Raw genomic sequence first — 16849 nt, 5'->3', positions numbered from 1 at the left:
TCCTTCCGTCCCATTTCCCGAGAGGAAAGGCAGAATCAGGATGCCGGTTCCCTATAGCCAGGAATGGCTGAGGTTGCCCCTGGGTTACGTGTCGTCGGTAGCAGCCGCGGTGGAGCATGTGATGTGGTGGGACGACCCCTTCGACCCGCGGGACGCGACGATCCTGCTGGAGGGAGGCGACGCCCTGGTGTGGGACGAGGAGAGCGGGTGGCGCCGCGGCCGGTTCGTCTCGGGTGAGCGGGGTGTGCGGACGGTCCTGGCCGGGGTCCGCTACCTCGGGGGCGGGGTGCTGCCCGAGCCGGCCGAGGTGGCCGCGCTGATGGCGCGGGGCGGCGGCCGTACCAGAGTCGCCTACCGCTCCTTCCGCGACCTGCACGACGGGTTCGACGCCCGGCTGGGCCGCCACGCCCTCGTCTAGCGGGCGCGGCGCAGCCGGAGGAAGTCGCTGACCACGTACTCGCCCAGCCGTTCGGCGCTGGGCGAGAACACCCGGCCGCCGTTGCGGCGGGCGACCTCGTCGACGAACTCGCGCAGCCGGTCGTCGGCGGCCAGCATGAACACGTTGATCGTGGCCCGCCGCCTGGTCATCTTGTCGACCTCGGCCAGCGTCAGCTCCAGCGTCTCGTGGGAAGGCGGCCACTCGAAGGCCGAGCGGCCGTTGCGCATGAGGTGCGCGGTGGGCTCGCCGTCGGTGACCACGAGCACGACCGGCTCGAAGTCGGGATGGCGGTCCAGGTGCCGCCCGGCGATCAGTAGCGCGTGGTGCAGGTTCGTGCCCTGCACCATGTCCCAGTCGAGCCCGGCCAGCTCGTCCGGCTGCAGCACCCGCGCGTAGTTGGAGAAGCCGATGATCTGCACGGCGTCCTGCGGGAACTTCGAGGCCACCAGCGCCTGCAGCGCCAGCGCGGTCTGCTTGGCCGCCGCCCACGTGCCCCGCAGCGCCATCGAGTACGACAGGTCCACCAGCAGGCAGACCGCCGCCGCGGTGCGCCGCTCGGTCTCGGCGACCTCGAAGTCGTCCACGGACAACCGCAGACCTCCCGAGGTACGGCCGCCGCCGTTGCGAATGCCGTTGACCAGCGTGCGCACCACGTCGATGGGCTGCTCGTCCCCGAAGCGCCACGGCCGCGAGGACCCGGTCAGCTCGCCGGCCGAGCCCGCGTCGTGCTGCTCGTGGTCGCCGCGCCGCCCGGCGTCCAGCGAGGCGAACACGCGGCGCAGCGCGGTCTCGCCGAGCCTGCGCACCGCCTTGGGCGTCAGCTCCAGCTTCCCGCGCCGGCGCAGCAGATAGCCTTGCTCCTCCAGTTCCCGTTCGATGCGCCGCAGCGCCTCCAGGTCGTCGACGGCCGAGCGGCCGAGCGCCCGGCGTACGGCGGCCTCGTCGATGTCGTCGAGCCTGGCGCCGGGGTAGTCCTGGCGCAGTGCCGCCTCCAGCTGGGTGAGGTCGGCCAGCTCCTCCAGGGCGGTGACGGCGTCGCCCATGCCGAGCGGCTCGTCACCGGTGAGGCGTTCCGGGGTGTTCCAGGCGAGGTCGGGGCGGCGGGCGGTGAGGGCGTCGCCCAGGCGGCGCATCTGCTCGCCGAGCCCGGCCTGCTCCAGGGTCTGGTTGATGAGGCCGCCGAGTTCCTCGCGCTGGCGCGGGGTCATCGAGGCCAGCATGCGCTGCGTGGCGGCGGCCCGGCGGGCGAGGATGTCGACCAGCTCTTCCAGCGTGCGCGGTTTCTCGGGGAACATGTCCCCGTACGTGGCCATGAAGGCGTCGAAGTCGGCTTGGGTGTGCTCGCCGCGGGAGTCGCGCTCCAGCATCTCGTTGAGGGCGGCGACCATCTGGCGCACACGTTCCATGGCCGCCGGGTCGGGGTTGGCCAGCGCCTCGCGCAGCCCGCGGAACTGGGTGTCCAGCACCTCCCTGCGCAGCAGGTCGCGTAGCTCGTCGAAGGTCTGCCTGGCCGCGGCCGAGCGCCACTCGTAGGAGCTCAGCTGCTGGATGGCGCCGGCGGTGTCCTCGGGCAGGCCGTCGAGCTCGGCCTCGCGCATCCTGGCCGCGTCGGACGGGTCGGGGAACAGCTCGGCGCGCTCCTGGCCGATCGCCTTGTCCAGCAGCGCGCGGGCCCGCTCCAGGGTGCCGTCGAGCCTGCCGCTCTCGCGCAGTTCCCGGCGGCGGCGCCGTACCTCTCGGAGCATCTCGTCGAGGCCGCGGCGGTCGCGCGCGCCGGGCAGGCCGCGCTTGAGCAGGTCACGCAGCGCGTGCACGGGTGTGGAACCGGACAGGATCGCATCGCCCATCTCGTCCAACGCCGCTCGCACGTCATAAGGCGGCGCGAGGGGATCGGGGCCGTCCTGATACTCGCCATAGCGATAAGCCACGATCTCACGCTAACTCGTCTTTTGTTCTTCTGTTACGGCAAGCCGCCCCCACACCACCCGCCGCCGCCGGTTTCCGCCGATCGTGGGGGTCGCTTCTCACGTCGGACGGGGCGCCCGCCGTCACGGTCACGCGTCCCCGAAGACCTCCCACACGCTCAGCAGCTCGTTGCTCAACGGGTTGTAGTGCACCACGGCGAGGTTGCCGCCCTTGAAGACCTTGGAGAAGTCCTTGTTCGTGCAGCCCTTGGTGCCGAGGCCGTCGTCGTCGGCGTTGACGGGCCTGCCGGTCAGCCAGCCGTCGCCGCACTTGGCGGTGACCCGGTTGAAGGTCAGGCGCCAGGTGTAGGTGAGGTGGCGCGTGCCGTAGGCGACGGTGTCGGCGTCCACGCGCTTGATCACGCCCTTGGCGGTCTGGGTGTACCACTTGGCCGGCTGGAACTCGCTGATCCTGATCGCCTTCTTGCCCGAGTAGACGATCTTCACGGGGTTCGGGCCGAGCTGGAGCGTGAAGGCCAGGTCCTTGGGCGTGCAGCGGGTCTTGCCGAGGCCGTGGGCGTCCTGGGCGATGCGGCCCTCGGTCTCCTTCAGCCCGCAGGCGACGGTCAGGCGGCTGAAGCCGGCCGAGCCGTAGCCCAGCCTGAGCTCCTTGGCGCCCTTCGTGGCGGCCAGCCTGTACTTCTTGCCGTCACGGGTGGCCGTGACCGGTGTGACCCGCAGGGTGCCGGCTCCGTCGGCCCAGGCGTAGCCGTACACGGTGGTGGCGCTGGTGGTGGTGGCGGGTGTCAGCGGAGCCGCGGCGACGAGCGCGGCGATGAGCAGAGAGTGCATTGGGCGGTCCCCCGGTGTCGTGAACTACCAGGTTGGACGCGCGGGACCGCCCCGATGTTCACGTGCGGTAGACGTTCACTCCGTCAAGATCGTCCTTCGACAGCCGGCGCATGAGGTAGAGGCCCTCCAGCGCGAACTCCAGGGCCGCCGCGGCGTGACCGGGCGACTCGTCGCCGGCGCCCATGCCCAGCTTGGCCATGATCTTCGCCAGGCCGTTGACCGGGCCGATCCGGCGCAGCAGCTCCGCGGCCGGGACCAGCTCGCCCGACTCCACCTGGCTGCCCTCGGCGAACTTGTCGGTCAGCGGCGCGAGGTCGGTGCCGCCCAGGCGGTTTCTGAACGTCTCGGCCGTCGCCCGGCGCAGCAGGTGAGCCAGGATCTCGGTCTCCCTGCCCTCCTCGCTGACCTCGAACTCGACCTTGCCGCGCAGCGTCGGCACCATGCTCGGCAGGTCGCAGACGCGGGCCACCGCGTGCTCCTCGCCGGTGATGGCGGCCCTGCGCACCGCGGAGGCGGCGGCGGTCTCGGCGGCGGCGATGGAGAAGCGGGCCGAGACGCCCGAGCGGGCGTCCACCGCGGTCGACTCGCGCACGAGGCGGGTGAAGCGGGCGATCACCTCGATCAGGTGCTCGGGGATGTCGGCCCCGATGTCGGGCATCGACTCCTGGCGGATGAGCGTGAGCTCGTCCTCGACCGACTGCGGGTAGTGGGTGCGGATCTCGGCGCCGAAACGGTCCTTCAGCGGCGTGATGATCCGGCCGCGGTTGGTGTAGTCCTCGGGGTTGGCGCTGGCGATGAGCAGGATGTCCAGGGGCAGGCGCAGGTTGTAGCCGCGTACCTGGATGTCGCGCTCCTCCAGCACGTTCAGCAGCGAGACCTGGATGCGCTCGGCCAGGTCGGGCAGCTCGTTGACGGAGAAGACGCCGCGGTTGGTGCGCGGGACCAGGCCGTAGTGGACGGTCTCCGGGTCGCCCAGCGTGCGCCCCTCGGCGATCTTGATCGGGTCGACGTCGCCGATCAGGTCGCCGACCGAGGTGTCGGGCGTGGCCAGCTTCTCGCCGTAGCGCTCGTCGCGGTGCTTCCAGGCGACCGGCAGCTCGTCGCCCATCTCCCGCGCCTTGCGCTGGCACGTGGTGCAGACCGGCGCGTAGGGATGGTCGTTGATCTCGCAGCCCTCCACGACCGGGGTCCACTCGTCGAGCAGGCCGGTGACGGTGCGGATGAGCCGGGTCTTGCCCTGGCCGCGCTCGCCCAGCAGGACCAGGTCGTGCCCGGCCAGCAGAGCGCGTTCGAGGTGGGGCAGGACCGAGTCGTCGAAGCCCACGATGCCGGGAAAACGGGGCTCGCCTGCCCGCAGCTTGGTCAGCAGATTATGGCGGACCTCTGCTTTGACACTGCGATGAACGTGATCGCTCGCTCGCAGCTCGCGGAGAATTCGAGGCTGATGCACGGGAACGAGACTACGTCTCCTGCGAGCCGTTCGCATCGTGGTGAGATTTCGGATCTTGACTATTGCGTGACGGTTCGTGCGCGTGCTTGTTGCTCCAGTGGGGAGAATCGGGCCTAAGGGAACCAGCAACAGCAAGGGAGGCGAGACGCGTGGCCCTGATGACGAGCCGCTTCGCTGATGGCCTCGCCGTGGGATCCGACCTGAGCGCGACCGCCGAACGCGCTGTGGGGCAGGCCCTGTCGAGGCTTGCCGGCAAGGCCGACCTGGTCTGTTTCTTCATCTGCGGCGATGACCCCGACGACGTGGCGGAGGCCGGCCGCCGGGCCATGGCGCTCGCGCCGGACGCGCACGTGATCGGCTGCAGCGCCACCGGCGTGATCGGCGACGGTCAGGGCGTCGAACTCGCGCCGTCCGTCAGCGCCTGGGCGGCGACGCTCGACGGCGCCAGACTGACCACTTTCGCCCTGGAGACGCTGACCGCCGAAGACCGTTTCGTCGTCGTCGGCCTGCCGGAACGCGGCGCCGACGACCACGTGGCCGTCCTGATGGCCGACCCGTACACCTTTCCCACGGACGCGTTCGTCGAGCGCTCCGTGGACGTGCTCGGCAACCTGCCGATCATCGGCGGCCTCGCCAACGGAATGAGCGGCAGAGGCTCGGTCCGCCTGTTCGCCGACGGCCAGGTCTACACCGAGGGCGCCATCGGCGTGCTGATCAGCGGCCAGGTCAACGTCAGCACCGTGGTCAGCCAGGGCTGCCGTCCGATCGGCCCCACCATGGTCGTCACCCGCGCCGAGGAGAACCTGCTGCTCGAACTGGCCGGCCAGCCCGCCCTCGCCCGCCTGGAGGACATCGTCAGCGACCTCGACGAGGACGACCGCGACCTGGTCGCCTCCGGCCTGCAGATCGGCCTGGCCATGGACGAGTACGCCGAGCGCCACGAACGCGGCGACTTCCTCATCAGAGGCGTCCTCGGCATCGACCCCGACCGGGAGGCGGTCGCCATCGGCGACGTCGTCGAAGTCGGCAGAACCGTCCGCTTCCAGGTACGCGACGCCGCCACCGCCGACGAGGACCTCTACGACCTGCTCGACGCCCACCGCGAAGAGCTGGGCAAGGTCGACGGCGCGCTGCTGTTCGCCTGCAACGGCCGCGGCTCCGCCATGTTCGGCACCGCCGACCACGACGCCGTCGCCCTGCGCGACACCCTCGGCCACATCGGCATGGCCGGATTCTTCGCCGCCGGCGAGGTGGGCCCGGTCGCCGGGCACAACCACGTCCACGGCTTCACCGCCTCGGTCCTGGTCTTCTCCTCGGGCAGCCGGTGATCCTCGCGATCGACGTCGGCGGCACCAAGATGGCGGCCGCCCTGGTCGCCCCCGACGGCGCCGTACGGCGCACCCGCCGCCTGGCCACCCCGCAGGAAGCCGACGCCGAGACCCTGTGGAAGACCCTGCTCACGCTGATCGAGCCCTACGACGGCTTCAGCGGCGTCGGCGTGGGCTGCGGCGGGCCCATGGACTGGCCCTCCGGCGAGGTCTCGCCGCTCAACATCCCCGGCTGGCGCGCCTTCCCCCTCGGCGAACGGCTGGCCGCCCGCTTCCCCGGCAAGCCCGTGCGCGTCCACAACGACGCCATCTGCCTGGCCGTCGCCGAGCACTGGAAGGGCCACGGGCGCGGCAGGGCCAACATGCTGGGCATGGTCGTCTCCACCGGAGTCGGCGGCGGTCTCATCCTCGGCGACCGGCTCGTCAACGGCGGCACCGGCAACGCCGGGCACATCGGGCACGTCATCGTGGAGCCCGGCGGTCCGCCCTGCGGCTGTGGCGGCCACGGGTGCCTGGAGGCCGTCGCGCGCGGGCCGGCGCTCGTGGCGTGGGCGCAGGGGCGGGGCTGGACGCCCTCGCGGGTGGAGGGGGCGGAGCAGGCTGAGGGGGTGGAAGGGGCTGAGAGGGCGGAAGGGGCGGCTGGGCCGTACCGGGAGGATCGAGAGGCGACGGGGCAGATGCTGGCGGCCGACGCGCGCCACGGCGACCCGATCGCCCGCGCGGCCCTCGCGAGGGCCGGACAGGCGCTGGGCCTGGCGATCGCCTCCGCCACACACCTGTGCGACCTGGACGTGGTGACGATCGGCGGCGGGCTGGCGCAGTCGGGCGCGTTGCTGTTCGAGCCGCTGGAGCGGACGCTGCGCGAGCACGCGCGCATGGACTTCGCGCGCCGCCTGTCCGTCGTCCCGGCCCTGCTCGGCCAGGAGGCCGGCCTCGTGGGCGCGGCGGCGCTGCTCCTGGGCGGCGACAGGTACTGGGCGGCTTAGTCGATCGCCCATTCCCGGGCGACGCGCTCCCTTGTCTCGGCCTGTCTCTGGTGGGTCCTCCTGAAGGTCCGCGTCGCGCAGGTCAGGTCGGCCAGCGCCGCCTTGATCTCCCTGTCCAGGTACGGCCCGGCCTGAGCGGGCGAGAGCGTCGGCAGATACTCCACGCCCTCCTTCCGGATCGGGAACTCCGCGCCGGCCAGCCGGTTGCGTTCGGCGACGAACGACTCCATCAGCTGGCTGGAGATCCGGCTGGGCAGGGCCGAGCGGACCGTGTAGCCGTAGTCCTCCAGGCAGGCGGCATATTTGCGGGCGGACATCCGTGCCGGGGGGTAGCTGTCGAACTCCCGCGCCAGGGCCTGACCCAACGCCTTCTTCCGCTTCCGGTCGAGGTCGAAGCGCCCGGTGACCTGCCTGCCTGTGAGCCGCAGTACCGCCGAACCGAGGCAGACGTCGTAGGCGCGGCTGTAGGCGCGTAGCTGCGTGAGGGACAGCGCCGAGGTCAGCCGGTCGTTCGGGTCGAAGGGGAGTGCCGCGAGGCCGCCCGCCTCCTTGTCGGTGGTGTGGACGTACATGGCGAAGACCTTGAAGCCGTACGTGGCCCGGCTCCGGCGTTCCTGCTCGGGGGTGTTCTGGCTCGGCGGGCGCCGGGGGGAGTCGGCCGGGATGTACCTGAACCCCTGCTCCTTCATGCAGGCGGCCATGAGGGTCTCGCGCCGGTTCGCCACCGGCGTCGCCCCGGACTCGGGAACGGGCGCCGCGGGGCCCGCGACCATCACCGTGGCCAGCGCGAACGCCAGCGACCCCCGCACTACTCCTGCCCCCACTCCCGGTTGACGCGGGCGTGGACGGCGTTCGCCCGCGGCTGGTAGACGGGGTAGAAGTCCTTGCCGCACTCCAGGTCGTCCAGGGCGGCCCGCACCTCCTCCCGGAAGTACGGCGCCGCCTCGAAGCGGGACAGGTCGGGCATCACGTTGCCCCGCATCCGGGGCCACTGGCGGCGGCCGAGCTCCCACAACTGGTCGAGCAGCGAATTCTGGACCTGTGAGGTGATCTGGCTCGGACGCGGGTCGGCCACGGGGCGGCCCTTGGACTTCAGGCAGGCGGCATAGTCCCGCGCGCTCGCGGTCAGCTGGAAGTCCGAGTCGAGCGCGCGCTGCATCGCCGCCTCCGCGGCTACTTTGAGCTGGGCGTCGAGGTCCTCGTAGCCCGTCACCTTCCGGCCGAGCGCTTTCCCCGCCGACCAGGCGTAGCACGAGGTCTGGGCCTCGAAATAGGCCTGCGCCTGAGCGCGCGACAGGGCTTTGATGATCTCGGTGTTGGGGTGCATGCGATAGGCCGCGACGCCCCCGGGGCCGGTGTCGTCGGGGAAGACGAACCGGGCGAAGATCCGGAAACCGTGCTTCTCCCGGTCGGCCAGCATGGCCGCGTAGTCGCCCTCGGTCAGCCCGCGCTCCGCCTCCGTCACGGGGACCGGCGCTTCGAGGTCCTGGATGTAGCGGAAGCGGTGCCGCTTCATGCAGTCCGCCATCAGGCTCTCCCTGAGCTGTTTGGGCGACAGCGGCGGCCGGTGCGCGACGGACGGTACGGCGGGCAGCGTGCTTGAGGCGCTGACCAAAAGGATGGTCAGCGCGGTGGCCAGTTGCCGGAGTCCCATCGGGGCGGACACTATCTCAGCGCGTCCACAGGTTCCATCCTGGCCGCCCGCAGCGCCGGATACAGCCCGGCCATCAGGCCGACGACGGCCCCGGCCACGGGGGCGGCCAGCGCCAGCCGTACGTCCAGGAGGGGCGTCCACTCCTTGACCGCGCAGACGGCGACGATGGTCACCACCCCGAGAGAGGCGCCGATCACGCCGCCGGTCAGCCCGGTCAGCGTGGACTCCAGCAGGAACTGCGCGGCGATGTGCCGCCGGGCGGCGCCCAGCGAGCGGCGCAGGCCGATCTCGGAGACCCGCTCCATCAAGGTCACCAGCGTCACGTTGGCGATGCCGACGGCGCCGACCACGAGGGAGACCAGGCCGAGGATGAGGAAGAGGGCGTTGACGTCGTCCTGCGCCTTGTCGCGGGCCCTGATCGGGCTGGGCGGGGCGATGATGTGGAGCAGGCCGTCGTTCCCCGGGCTGAGCGCGGACGGGGCCTGGTGGGAGATGAGGTCGGCGGCGCCGAGGCTGGTGTTGATCAGGACCCGGGTCACGTCGCGCAGGCCGAACTGGCGGCCGGCGCTCGGCGGGATCATCACCGCCATCGCCAGGTTCCGCTCGCGGCGCAGCTCGCCGAGCACCCCGATGACCGTGTACGCGTGCTTGCCGATGAAGATGGCCGGCGCGCGCTTCAGGCTGCCGACGCCCAGCAGCTTGGCGGCCTGGTCGCCGATCACCGCCACCCGGTCCTGGCGCCGCACGTGCCCGGCGTCGAAGAACCGGCCGGCGACCATGCGGCCCCGGGCGGCCCGCGGCAGATCCGTGGTCGAGGCCAGGACGCTCAAGGTCTGGGCGGTCACCCGGGTGGGGTCCACCAGGTCGTTGGAGCGGACGGACAGGTTGGCGCTGTCCTTGGTCTCGGCCACGGCGGCGGCCGAGGTGACGCCGCGCAGCCTGGTCACCCGGGAGACGGCGTCCCAGCTCACCAGCGGGGCGTTCTTCTGCTCGGGCACCTCGACCGTGACGGCGGTGGCGACCAGTTCGTCGAAGCGGCCGACGATCTGGTTGCCCGCCGTGGCCGCCACGCCCAGCGTGACGACGAGCGTGGTGATGCCGAGCACCGTGCCGAGCGTGGTCAGGGCGGAGCGCACCGGCCTGGCGAGCATGCCGGCGAGCGCTTCGGTCCACAGGTCACGAATCTTCACTGAGCACCCCGTCGGTGATCCTGACCCGGCGTCCGGCGCGCCGGCTGACCTCGTTGTCGTGGGTGATGACGACGATCGTCAGGCCCTGCGCGCGCAGGTCGTCGAACAGGGCGAGCACGGCGTCGGTGTTGCGGCTGTCGAGGTTGCCGGTGGGCTCGTCGCACAGCAGCAGGGACGGGCCGCCCATGAGCGCCCTGGCGATGGCGGCGCGCTGGCGTTCGCCGCCGGACAGGCGGTCGGGCGGGAAGCCGGTCCGGTGGGAGAGTCCCACGCGGTCCAGGGCTTCGAGCGCGCGTTCCCGCCGGTTCTTGCGGGGGTGGGCGCCGTAGACCTCGGCCAGCATCACGTTCTCCACCACGCTGCGGTGCGCGAGCAGGTGGAAGGACTGGAAGACGAAGCCGATCCGGTCGCCGCGCAGCCTCGTCCGCGCCCCGTCGCGCAGGGTGGTGGTCTCGGTGCCGTCCAGCCGGTAGCTGCCCGAGGTGGGACGGTCCAGCAGGCCGAGCACGTTGAGCAGGGTCGACTTTCCGGAGCCCGACGGGCCGACGACGGCCACGTAGTCGCCCTGCCGTACGGCCACGCTGACCTCGTCGAGCGCGCGGACCGGCGGGTCGGAGGGGAACTCCTTCGAGACCAGCTCCAGCTCGATGACCGGCTCAGGCACCGCTGATCACCACCCGGTCGCCCTCCTTGAGGTCGCCGCTCACCTCGACCTGGCCGTCGGCGGTCAGCCCGGTCCGTACCTCGACCTCTCTCGTCCGGTCCGGCGCGGTCTCGACCTGCACCCGCGCCCTGCCGTCGGCGGCGGTGACGACCGCGGCGACCGGCACCACCAGCACCGGCTCGTCGGTCGCGCCCACGGTCACTTTGGCGGCGACGGCGGTCCCGGACAGGCCCTTGAGCCCCTTCATCGACTCGGGGGTGATCAGCACGGGCCGGTTGCCCTGCGGTGGCGCCTCCTCGCCGGGGACCTTGGCCTTGTCGCCGACCGCGCTGAGCGTGGCCGGATAGGTCTGACCCGAGTCGAGTTCGATGCTGGCCTTGAGCCCTTCGCGCAGCAGGCCGGCCTCGCCGGGCTCCACCGATCCCGACACCATGAACGACGAACTGGTCACGGTGGCCACCTCGTCCTCGACCATCTGGCCCGCCTTCACCTTCGCCTTGTGCACCCGCGCGGGCAGCGCGGGCAGGAACACCACCTCGCCCGGCGGGATCGACGTGCCGAACGTGCGCAGAAACTCGCTGAGCAGCGCCGACGCCGCAGCCACGTCCTTCTTCGCGTGGGCGACCTTGAGCTTGGCGGGGGAGACCTGCCGGGCGTGCCGCAGCGCCTGCTCGGCGGTGACCAACCCCTCCTGCGCGGTGCGCACGGCCGTACGCAGCTCCCGCAGGCGTTTCATGCGGGCCTGCGCGCTCTCCTCTGCGAGCCGGTCGCGCGCCCGGCGGGCGGAATCCAGCTCCGCCCCGGCGTTGGCGACCTTGAGCTCCAGCAGGCGGGTGTCGGCGCCAGGCGAGGGTGACGGCGTGGGGGCGGGCCTGTTCGCCTCGGCCAGCGCCTGCTCGGCTTCGAGCAGCTTCTCCTCGGCCGCGCGCACGGCCGAGTCGGCCGCGTCCGCCTTGGCCTGGTCCTCGGGCGTGAGCCGTCCGTCCTCCGCCTCCTCCAGCGCGCTCTCGGCCGCGCGCAGCTCGTCCTCGGCGTTGCCGAGCTTGATCTTCAGAGGCAGCACGTCGCGCCCCTGGTCGAGCGCGCGTTGTTCGAGCGCGAGCGTCTCCTTCGCCGTCTGTACGGCCTTGCGCAACGTGTCCAGCGCCTGCCGGTCGGCCAACGCGGGCCGCTGGGCCTCATAGCCGCCCTTCGCGTACAGCCGGGTGACCGCGGCGACCGTGGCCGCGTCGAACACCCCCGTCACCGGCGCGCCGAACCCGAGCCTGCGCAGCGCCCGCTGCAACTGCTCGACGTCGTCGCCCTCGGTGCCCGGGGCGACCGTGCGATGCATCGGCACCTTGCCGCGCAGCGCGAACACCGGCCGCCCGTTGACCTCCATCAGCACGCCGCCCTCGCGCAGCCTGCCCTGGCGCGGGGCCCGCGTGGCACGTTGCAGCTCGGCCGGCCCGCCGACCACCCCGGCGAGGGTGATCGGGAACGGCGAGCCGTACTCCAGGGTGCCGTTGACGGCGACGGTGCTGACGAGCGTGCGGCGCTCGACCGCCGCGGTGACGAGACTGGCCTTGGGCGGCATACGGCGGGCCGCCTCGTCGGCCGGCGAGCGCAGGCGGGTGCTCAGGAACCAGCCCGCGCCCGCGATGGCCAGGACGCCCGCCAGGACGGCGGCGAGAAGCTTCCGCGGCGACTTCATGGGAACTCCAAAGGGGCATGCTGAAGAGAGCCGGTGGCGCCGGCGGGGTTCAGAGCAGGACGTTGCGCCTGGCGCGGAACGGCAGCACCGCCGCGACCAGGGTCAGCAGGAGCACCAGCGCCCAGTGCGCGCTCTCCTGCCGGGCGACGACGACGAGCGTGAAGCTCTCGGCGAGCACCACCGTGCTGTGCAGCGTGTAGAGGGCCGCGGCGATCGACCAGCGGTGGTCGGCCGTCACGTGGCCGGCGTAGCACGCCGCCAGGAGCAGCGCGGTCTCCAGCCCGACGCGGAGCATCGCGGAAGGGGTGGCTTCGACGATGTCGCGCCAGGCTGGATCCGCGCCGGCGGCCACGGGCACCGCGGCCAGCCACCACCACGAACGGCGGTGGAGGGTTTCGCCGCGAATGGCCAACGCCACGAGGCCGAGGATCAGGAGGCCGTTGGCGACGGCCGGGGCGATCGGGCCGCCGCTGGCGTAGAGCGCGGGCGTCGACTGCCACGGCCGGTCGGCGAAGACCGGCAGCAGCGTCTCGTCCAGCCACGGCCTGGCCAGCGTGATCGCCAGCGTCTTGACGGAGAGCAGGGCGGCCAGGGGGATCGCCAGACGTACCCGGCCGAGCAGGGTGGCCAGGAACACCGCCGCGGCCACGCCCACCCACAGCGGGACGCTGCTCGCGTAGGGGATGAGCACCGCCAGGTTGAGCAGGCTGAGCACCGTCACGGCGAGGTGCAGCCCGTCCGCCCAGGCCGGGCCGTGCGCCGACTGCAGGATGCGGGTCCTGATGCCGCCCTTGACCAGCGCGGCGGCCTCGCGCAGGGGAGGCAGCGCCCGGTCGGGCTCTGCCGTGGTCAGCAGGACGTCCAGCAGTTCGTCGCCGTAGTCGGCGCGGTAGCCGTCGGGGTAGGCGCGCAGCAGTAACCGGTAGCGGCGCTCCAGCCGGCTCATGAGAAGGTCATCCCGAGCGTGCGTCTGGTGACCACCGACGCGGCCTGCTGCATGCGCAGCGCCTCCTCCTCCACCAGGCGACGGCCGTCGTCGGTGATGCGGAAGTAGCGGCGCTTGCGGCCGTTGACGACCTCTTCCTTCTCGACCACGATCACGCCGTTGTCGGTGAGGCGGTCGAGCGCGCCGTAGAGGGTGCCGACGGCGAGCTTGACGCGGTCCTGGGAGAGCTCGACGACGCGCTTGAGTATCGCGTGCCCGTGGAGCGGGCCGTCCAGGAGGGCGGCGAGTACGAAATACGTCTGCTCACTCACCGACGATCCCCTAGACATGGCTGAGAAGATACTTCGAGGCGCGAAGCATGGTCAAGGTTCCCCTTACCTCATCGCATATTCGGCGAGGAGCGTGCTGTTGATCTTCAGGTCCTTGGGGTTGTAGACCGGGTAGAAGTCCTTGCCGCACTCCAGGTCGTCGAGTGCGGCCTTGATCTCCTTCTGGAAATAGGGCTTGGCCTGGGCGGCGGTGAGTTCCGGCATGATGATCTCCCCCGAGCCGGGGTTGAACTCGACGCCCTGCTGCTTCGCGCCGATCCGGGTCGCCATGTCGTGGATCGAGTCCTGGACGGCCATGGAGATGTCGCGCGGAGCGGTCTTGGCGATGGTGTAGCCCTTGCCGCGCAGACAGTCGGCCATGGCCGAGGCGAGCCTGACCAGCAGTTGGTCTCCGTCCACCTCTCTGGCGACGATGAGGTTCTTCGCCTGGCTGAACTGCTGGAAGATGTCTGTCCTCTTCGTGATGCTCTTGCCGAGGACCTTCTTGGCCGCGAGGACGAAGCAGGTGTCGCGCGTCTTTTTGTAGGACGTGTGCTGAGCCGCGGAGAGGTCGCCGACGATCTTCGTATTGGGATCCTTGTCGACTTTGGCCTCTTCCTTGCTGATGCCGACCTCGCCCGGGTAGATGAACTCGGCGAACACCTCGAAGCCGTATTTTTCGCGATGTTTCCGCATTTCTTGGTAATCGCCGTTGTCACGCCTGATCTCGGCGGCGGTCTGCTTCTCCTCCGGCGGCACGTAGGCGACGTATTTGAAGCCCTTCTGCTTCATGCAGTCGGCCTGGATCGACTCCATCTGGAGTTGTTTGTCCGCGGTCGCCGTACCGGGGGCAGCCGAAGCCCCCGCTTTTGGCTCACCGCCCGCCTGCGTGTTCCCGCAGCCGGTCAGCACGGCCAGCGCGGCCACGGCCAGGCTCATCTTCTTGGTCATGGTCAGCTCCCGCCGCTGCCGAATTCGAGTGCCACGCGCTGCTGGATCTCCGCGTTCCTGGGTGAGTAGGCGGCGTAGAAGTCCTTGCCGCACGCCAGGTCGTCCAGCGCGACCTTGACCTCCTGGCTGAAGTACCGCCGGCCGTCCTCGACGGAGATCATGGGCATCGTGTACTGCCCGTGCTTGGCCATCTCCTCGTCCTCCGGCCGGTCGTCGTTCTTGGCCAGCGCCTTGACCTTGCCCTCGAACAGCCGCCAGCCCCAGGTGTGGAGCGTGGACGGCCGCGTGTCGGCCACGGAGTAGCCCTTGCCCTTGAGGCAGGCGCCCATCTCCGCGGCCAGCTCGACCAGCTTCGGGTCACCGTTGAGCTCGCGATCCAGGACCTTCTTGACCGTCTCGTCCATCTGGGCGAACCGGTCGTCGTCATCCTTGACGACCTTGCCGGTGACCTCCTTGATCGCCCGGGACTTGCACGCCGTCAGCTGTTTCTCGTACGCCGCCAGCTGGGCGCGTGACAGGTCCCGCATGATGGCGCTGTTCGGGCTGTCCTCCGACGACCACAGCACCTCCTCCTTCTGGTCGGGATGCGCGTAGCGGTAGAAGACCGTGAAGCCCTTCTTCGCCCGCTCCTGCTTCATCGCCGCGTAGTCGCCGAGATAGGCCCGGTCGCTCGCGGTCTCGGGCGCCTTGACCCGCGGCGCCCAGGGGACGTACCTGAAGCCCTTCTCCTTCATACAGTCGCCGACGATCGACTGGATCCGGTGCGCGTTGTCGGACGCCTTGGTGCTGCTCGCGGCCTGGGGGGCGGCAGGTGGGGCGGGCTCGGCCGCGCAACCGGCTACGAGCACGAGTGCCGCGGCGAACGTGACGGCGTACGTCATCGCACGCTTTCCCCCGTTCCCGGCGGTCGCAGCGGTCGCGGCAAGAGTTGATCTCTTGAGCATGCCGGAGACCATAGTCCGTTCAACGGAGTATCGTCAATCCAGGGCATGCCTCCGGTGCCGGAGGGGCAGGAGGGCGGTGGCCGCCGTCAGCAGTCCCAGCAGGGCCCAGTACGCCAGGTGCTGCGAGGTGGGGATCACGCCGTACTCGGGGAGCGTCAGCAGGCTCACCCCCGCGACAGTGACCGCCAGGTAGAACGCGCAGCCGGCCGCCCAGCGCAGGTCGCGGGTCAGGTGGCCGGCCACGGCCGCGGCGGCCATCAGGGCCAGCTCCAGCCCCATCCGGCTCAGGCTGATCGGCAGATTGTGCTCCTCGATCATCCAGGCGGGGCCGTTCCATGCCAGGAGCGGGATCGCCGACCACCACCACCAGGAACGCACGCGCGGGGCGCCCCCGCGCGTCGCCAACGCCAGCAGGCCGAGCACCACCAGCCCATAGGCGACGGCCACGACCCCCGGATCGCTGTCGACGAACAACGGCCGGTCCGTGAGCAGCCCCGGATAGACCGGCACCTGGGTCAGCTCCGCCACCTGCCGGCCGCCCGCGATGGCCACCGCCTTGACGCCGACGGCCGCGGTGAGGGGGATCGCGGCCCAGACCCACCCCCGCAGGACGGCCAGCACCGACAGGGCCGACAGCGCCGTCCACAACGGGATCGATCCGGCGTACGGCACCAGCGCCGCCAGATTGGCGACGGCCACGGCGGCCACGCCCAGGTGCAGCCCGTCCCGCCAGACGCTGCCACCCGCCAGGTGGATGACGCGTGCACGGATGCCACCCGCCACCAGCCCCGCCGCCTCCCTGGGTGGCGGGACGGTGCGGTCGGCGTCCGCCGACTCCATCAGCACGTCGAGCAGCTCGTCGCCGTGCGCCTGCCGGTACGGGCGCGGATAGGCCAGCAGCAGTTTGCGATAGCGGCGTTCGAGCACGCTGGCGTCCGGACGCTCCAGCGTGGCCGTCATCCGCGCGCGATCCTCAGCGCGGACACCCCGGCCCGCGCCCCCCGGCCCCGGCTCAGGCCCGAGACGACGCCCAGATCCCAACCGGCGCCCAGGCCCCAGGCTTGTACCTGGCCCGGAGACAGCCGCAGGACCAGTGCCGCCGCCTCCTGCATCCGCCTGGCCTCGGCCTCGACGAGCGTCTGGCCGTCGTCGGTGATGCGGAAGTAGCGGCGGTTGCGGCCGTTGACCGTCTCCTCGCGATCGACCGCGATCACGCCGCGCTCGTGCAGGCGCTCAAGGATGCCGTAGAGCGTGCCGACCGACGGGCGTACCCGGCCGTTGGACAGCTCCTGGATCAGCTTGCTGATCGCGTGTCCGTGGAGCGGTCCGTTGAGCAACGCGGTGAGCACGAAGAACATCGGCTCGCTGACTTCAGAGGTTCCTCTGGGCATGGGGAAGACCGTATTCCGTTCAACGGAGTGTCTGCAACGCTTGTAACGCTTCGCGGCGAGGTGTCCAAGCAGGGGGTGTTGACCGACGCGCTCCGATCGTTCAAGGGGCCGCTCGTCGCCGGTGCGGTCGTGGATCCGTCGTGGAACGA

At 71.1% G+C, this 16849-nt stretch carries 17 protein-coding genes; 3 read left to right on the top strand and 14 right to left on the bottom strand.

Annotation, left to right across the window (positions count from 1 at the left end; genetic code table 11):
- Positions 1 to 40 precede the first annotated feature (40 nt).
- On the top strand, positions 41 to 418 hold the full coding sequence (locus ACIBI5_RS28120) for a DUF6292 family protein (protein WP_397251731.1): 378 nt from the start codon (positions 41 to 43) through the stop codon (positions 416 to 418).
- On the opposite strand, the gene ACIBI5_RS28115 is transcribed toward ACIBI5_RS28120, so the two are convergent.
- From ACIBI5_RS28115 to ACIBI5_RS28105, 3 genes are all read right to left on the bottom strand, one after another.
- On the bottom strand, positions 415 to 2370 hold the full coding sequence (locus ACIBI5_RS28115) for a hypothetical protein (RefSeq protein WP_397251902.1): 1956 nt from the start codon (positions 2368 to 2370) through the stop codon (positions 415 to 417). The two genes, ACIBI5_RS28120 and ACIBI5_RS28115, sit on opposite strands and share 4 nt — an antisense overlap.
- Before the next feature lie 123 nt (positions 2371 to 2493).
- Positions 2494 to 3195 carry a hypothetical protein gene (locus tag ACIBI5_RS28110; protein ID WP_397251729.1) on the bottom strand — a complete coding sequence of 234 codons (702 nt, stop codon included), beginning with the start codon at positions 3193 to 3195 and terminating at the stop codon, positions 2494 to 2496.
- 58 nt (positions 3196 to 3253) lie between these two features.
- Positions 3254 to 4681 (bottom strand): sigma 54-interacting transcriptional regulator, encoded by a 1428-nt coding sequence (locus tag ACIBI5_RS28105; RefSeq protein WP_397251727.1) that lies wholly within the window; start codon positions 4679 to 4681, stop codon positions 3254 to 3256.
- A 122-nt stretch (positions 4682 to 4803) separates the two neighbouring features.
- Between ACIBI5_RS28105 and ACIBI5_RS28100 the strand changes: the two genes are divergently transcribed.
- Both ACIBI5_RS28100 and ACIBI5_RS28095 read left to right on the top strand, forming a co-directional pair.
- Complete coding sequence (locus tag ACIBI5_RS28100; RefSeq protein WP_397251901.1) at positions 4804 to 5973, top strand: FIST N-terminal domain-containing protein; 1170 nt, start codon at positions 4804 to 4806, stop codon at positions 5971 to 5973.
- Positions 5970 to 6959, top strand: a complete 990-nt coding sequence (locus ACIBI5_RS28095) for an ROK family protein (protein ID WP_397251724.1) — start codon at positions 5970 to 5972, stop codon at positions 6957 to 6959. The genes ACIBI5_RS28100 and ACIBI5_RS28095 overlap by 4 nt, the downstream gene beginning before the upstream one ends.
- On the opposite strand, the gene ACIBI5_RS28090 is transcribed toward ACIBI5_RS28095, so the two are convergent.
- From ACIBI5_RS28090 to ACIBI5_RS28040, 11 genes are all read right to left on the bottom strand, one after another.
- Positions 6956 to 7768: a hypothetical protein gene (locus ACIBI5_RS28090; RefSeq protein WP_397251722.1), complete on the bottom strand. Its 813-nt coding sequence runs from the start codon at positions 7766 to 7768 to the stop codon at positions 6956 to 6958. The genes ACIBI5_RS28095 and ACIBI5_RS28090 overlap by 4 nt on opposite strands.
- Positions 7768 to 8613 carry a hypothetical protein gene (locus ACIBI5_RS28085; RefSeq protein WP_397251720.1) on the bottom strand — a complete coding sequence of 282 codons (846 nt, stop codon included), beginning with the start codon at positions 8611 to 8613 and terminating at the stop codon, positions 7768 to 7770. Before ACIBI5_RS28085 ends, ACIBI5_RS28090 begins: the two co-directional genes overlap by 1 nt.
- A gap of 11 nt (positions 8614 to 8624) precedes the next feature.
- Positions 8625 to 9803 carry an ABC transporter permease gene (locus tag ACIBI5_RS28080; protein ID WP_397251718.1) on the bottom strand — a complete coding sequence of 393 codons (1179 nt, stop codon included), beginning with the start codon at positions 9801 to 9803 and terminating at the stop codon, positions 8625 to 8627.
- Entirely contained in the window at positions 9790 to 10467 is a 678-nt protein-coding gene (locus ACIBI5_RS28075; RefSeq protein WP_397251716.1) for an ABC transporter ATP-binding protein, read from the bottom strand. Before ACIBI5_RS28075 ends, ACIBI5_RS28080 begins: the two co-directional genes overlap by 14 nt.
- On the bottom strand, positions 10460 to 12160 hold the full coding sequence (locus ACIBI5_RS28070; RefSeq protein ID WP_397251714.1) for a peptidoglycan-binding protein: 1701 nt from the start codon (positions 12158 to 12160) through the stop codon (positions 10460 to 10462). The genes ACIBI5_RS28075 and ACIBI5_RS28070 overlap by 8 nt, the downstream gene beginning before the upstream one ends.
- Before the next feature lie 49 nt (positions 12161 to 12209).
- Positions 12210 to 13106: a hypothetical protein gene (locus tag ACIBI5_RS28065; protein ID WP_397251712.1), complete on the bottom strand. Its 897-nt coding sequence runs from the start codon at positions 13104 to 13106 to the stop codon at positions 12210 to 12212.
- Positions 13103 to 13435 (bottom strand): PadR family transcriptional regulator, encoded by a 333-nt coding sequence (locus ACIBI5_RS28060; protein ID WP_397099006.1) that lies wholly within the window; start codon positions 13433 to 13435, stop codon positions 13103 to 13105. Before ACIBI5_RS28060 ends, ACIBI5_RS28065 begins: the two co-directional genes overlap by 4 nt.
- Before the next feature lie 45 nt (positions 13436 to 13480).
- Complete coding sequence (locus tag ACIBI5_RS28055; RefSeq protein ID WP_397251710.1) at positions 13481 to 14353, bottom strand: hypothetical protein; 873 nt, start codon at positions 14351 to 14353, stop codon at positions 13481 to 13483.
- A gap of 14 nt (positions 14354 to 14367) precedes the next feature.
- Entirely contained in the window at positions 14368 to 15246 is an 879-nt protein-coding gene (locus ACIBI5_RS28050) for a hypothetical protein (protein ID WP_397251709.1), read from the bottom strand.
- Between the two features lie 96 nt (positions 15247 to 15342).
- Positions 15343 to 16269: a hypothetical protein gene (locus ACIBI5_RS28045; RefSeq protein WP_397251707.1), complete on the bottom strand. Its 927-nt coding sequence runs from the start codon at positions 16267 to 16269 to the stop codon at positions 15343 to 15345.
- Positions 16266 to 16700: a PadR family transcriptional regulator gene (locus tag ACIBI5_RS28040; RefSeq protein ID WP_397251705.1), complete on the bottom strand. Its 435-nt coding sequence runs from the start codon at positions 16698 to 16700 to the stop codon at positions 16266 to 16268. Before ACIBI5_RS28040 ends, ACIBI5_RS28045 begins: the two co-directional genes overlap by 4 nt.
- Between the last annotated feature and the right edge of the window lie 149 nt (positions 16701 to 16849).

Origin of the sequence: Nonomuraea sp. NPDC050540, assembly GCF_044457485.1 — a bacterium.
Taxonomy (GTDB): domain Bacteria; phylum Actinomycetota; class Actinomycetes; order Streptosporangiales; family Streptosporangiaceae; genus Nonomuraea.
The sequence above is the reverse complement of the archived record's forward strand: the minus strand, read 5'-3'. Positions and strand labels throughout refer to the sequence as shown.

What these genes read in the sequence shown, in the direction of transcription:
- ACIBI5_RS28120 (WP_397251731.1), top strand. Translation starts at nt 41, where the DNA reads ATGCCGGTTCCCTATAGCCAGGAATGGCTGAGGTTGCCCCTGGGTTAC.
- ACIBI5_RS28110 (WP_397251729.1), bottom strand. Translation starts at nt 3,195, where the DNA reads ATGCACTCTCTGCTCATCGCCGCGCTCGTCGCCGCGGCTCCGCTGACA.
- ACIBI5_RS28105 (WP_397251727.1), bottom strand. Translation starts at nt 4,681, where the DNA reads ATGCGAACGGCTCGCAGGAGACGTAGTCTCGTTCCCGTGCATCAGCCT.
- ACIBI5_RS28100 (WP_397251901.1), top strand. Translation starts at nt 4,804, where the DNA reads ATGACGAGCCGCTTCGCTGATGGCCTCGCCGTGGGATCCGACCTGAGC.
- ACIBI5_RS28085 (WP_397251720.1), bottom strand. Translation starts at nt 8,613, where the DNA reads ATGGGACTCCGGCAACTGGCCACCGCGCTGACCATCCTTTTGGTCAGC.
- ACIBI5_RS28070 (WP_397251714.1), bottom strand. Translation starts at nt 12,160, where the DNA reads ATGAAGTCGCCGCGGAAGCTTCTCGCCGCCGTCCTGGCGGGCGTCCTG.
- ACIBI5_RS28065 (WP_397251712.1), bottom strand. Translation starts at nt 13,106, where the DNA reads ATGAGCCGGCTGGAGCGCCGCTACCGGTTACTGCTGCGCGCCTACCCC.
- ACIBI5_RS28060 (WP_397099006.1), bottom strand. Translation starts at nt 13,435, where the DNA reads ATGTCTAGGGGATCGTCGGTGAGTGAGCAGACGTATTTCGTACTCGCC.
- ACIBI5_RS28055 (WP_397251710.1), bottom strand. Translation starts at nt 14,353, where the DNA reads ATGAGCCTGGCCGTGGCCGCGCTGGCCGTGCTGACCGGCTGCGGGAAC.
- ACIBI5_RS28050 (WP_397251709.1), bottom strand. Translation starts at nt 15,246, where the DNA reads ATGACGTACGCCGTCACGTTCGCCGCGGCACTCGTGCTCGTAGCCGGT.
- ACIBI5_RS28045 (WP_397251707.1), bottom strand. Translation starts at nt 16,269, where the DNA reads ATGACGGCCACGCTGGAGCGTCCGGACGCCAGCGTGCTCGAACGCCGC.
- ACIBI5_RS28040 (WP_397251705.1), bottom strand. Translation starts at nt 16,700, where the DNA reads ATGCCCAGAGGAACCTCTGAAGTCAGCGAGCCGATGTTCTTCGTGCTC.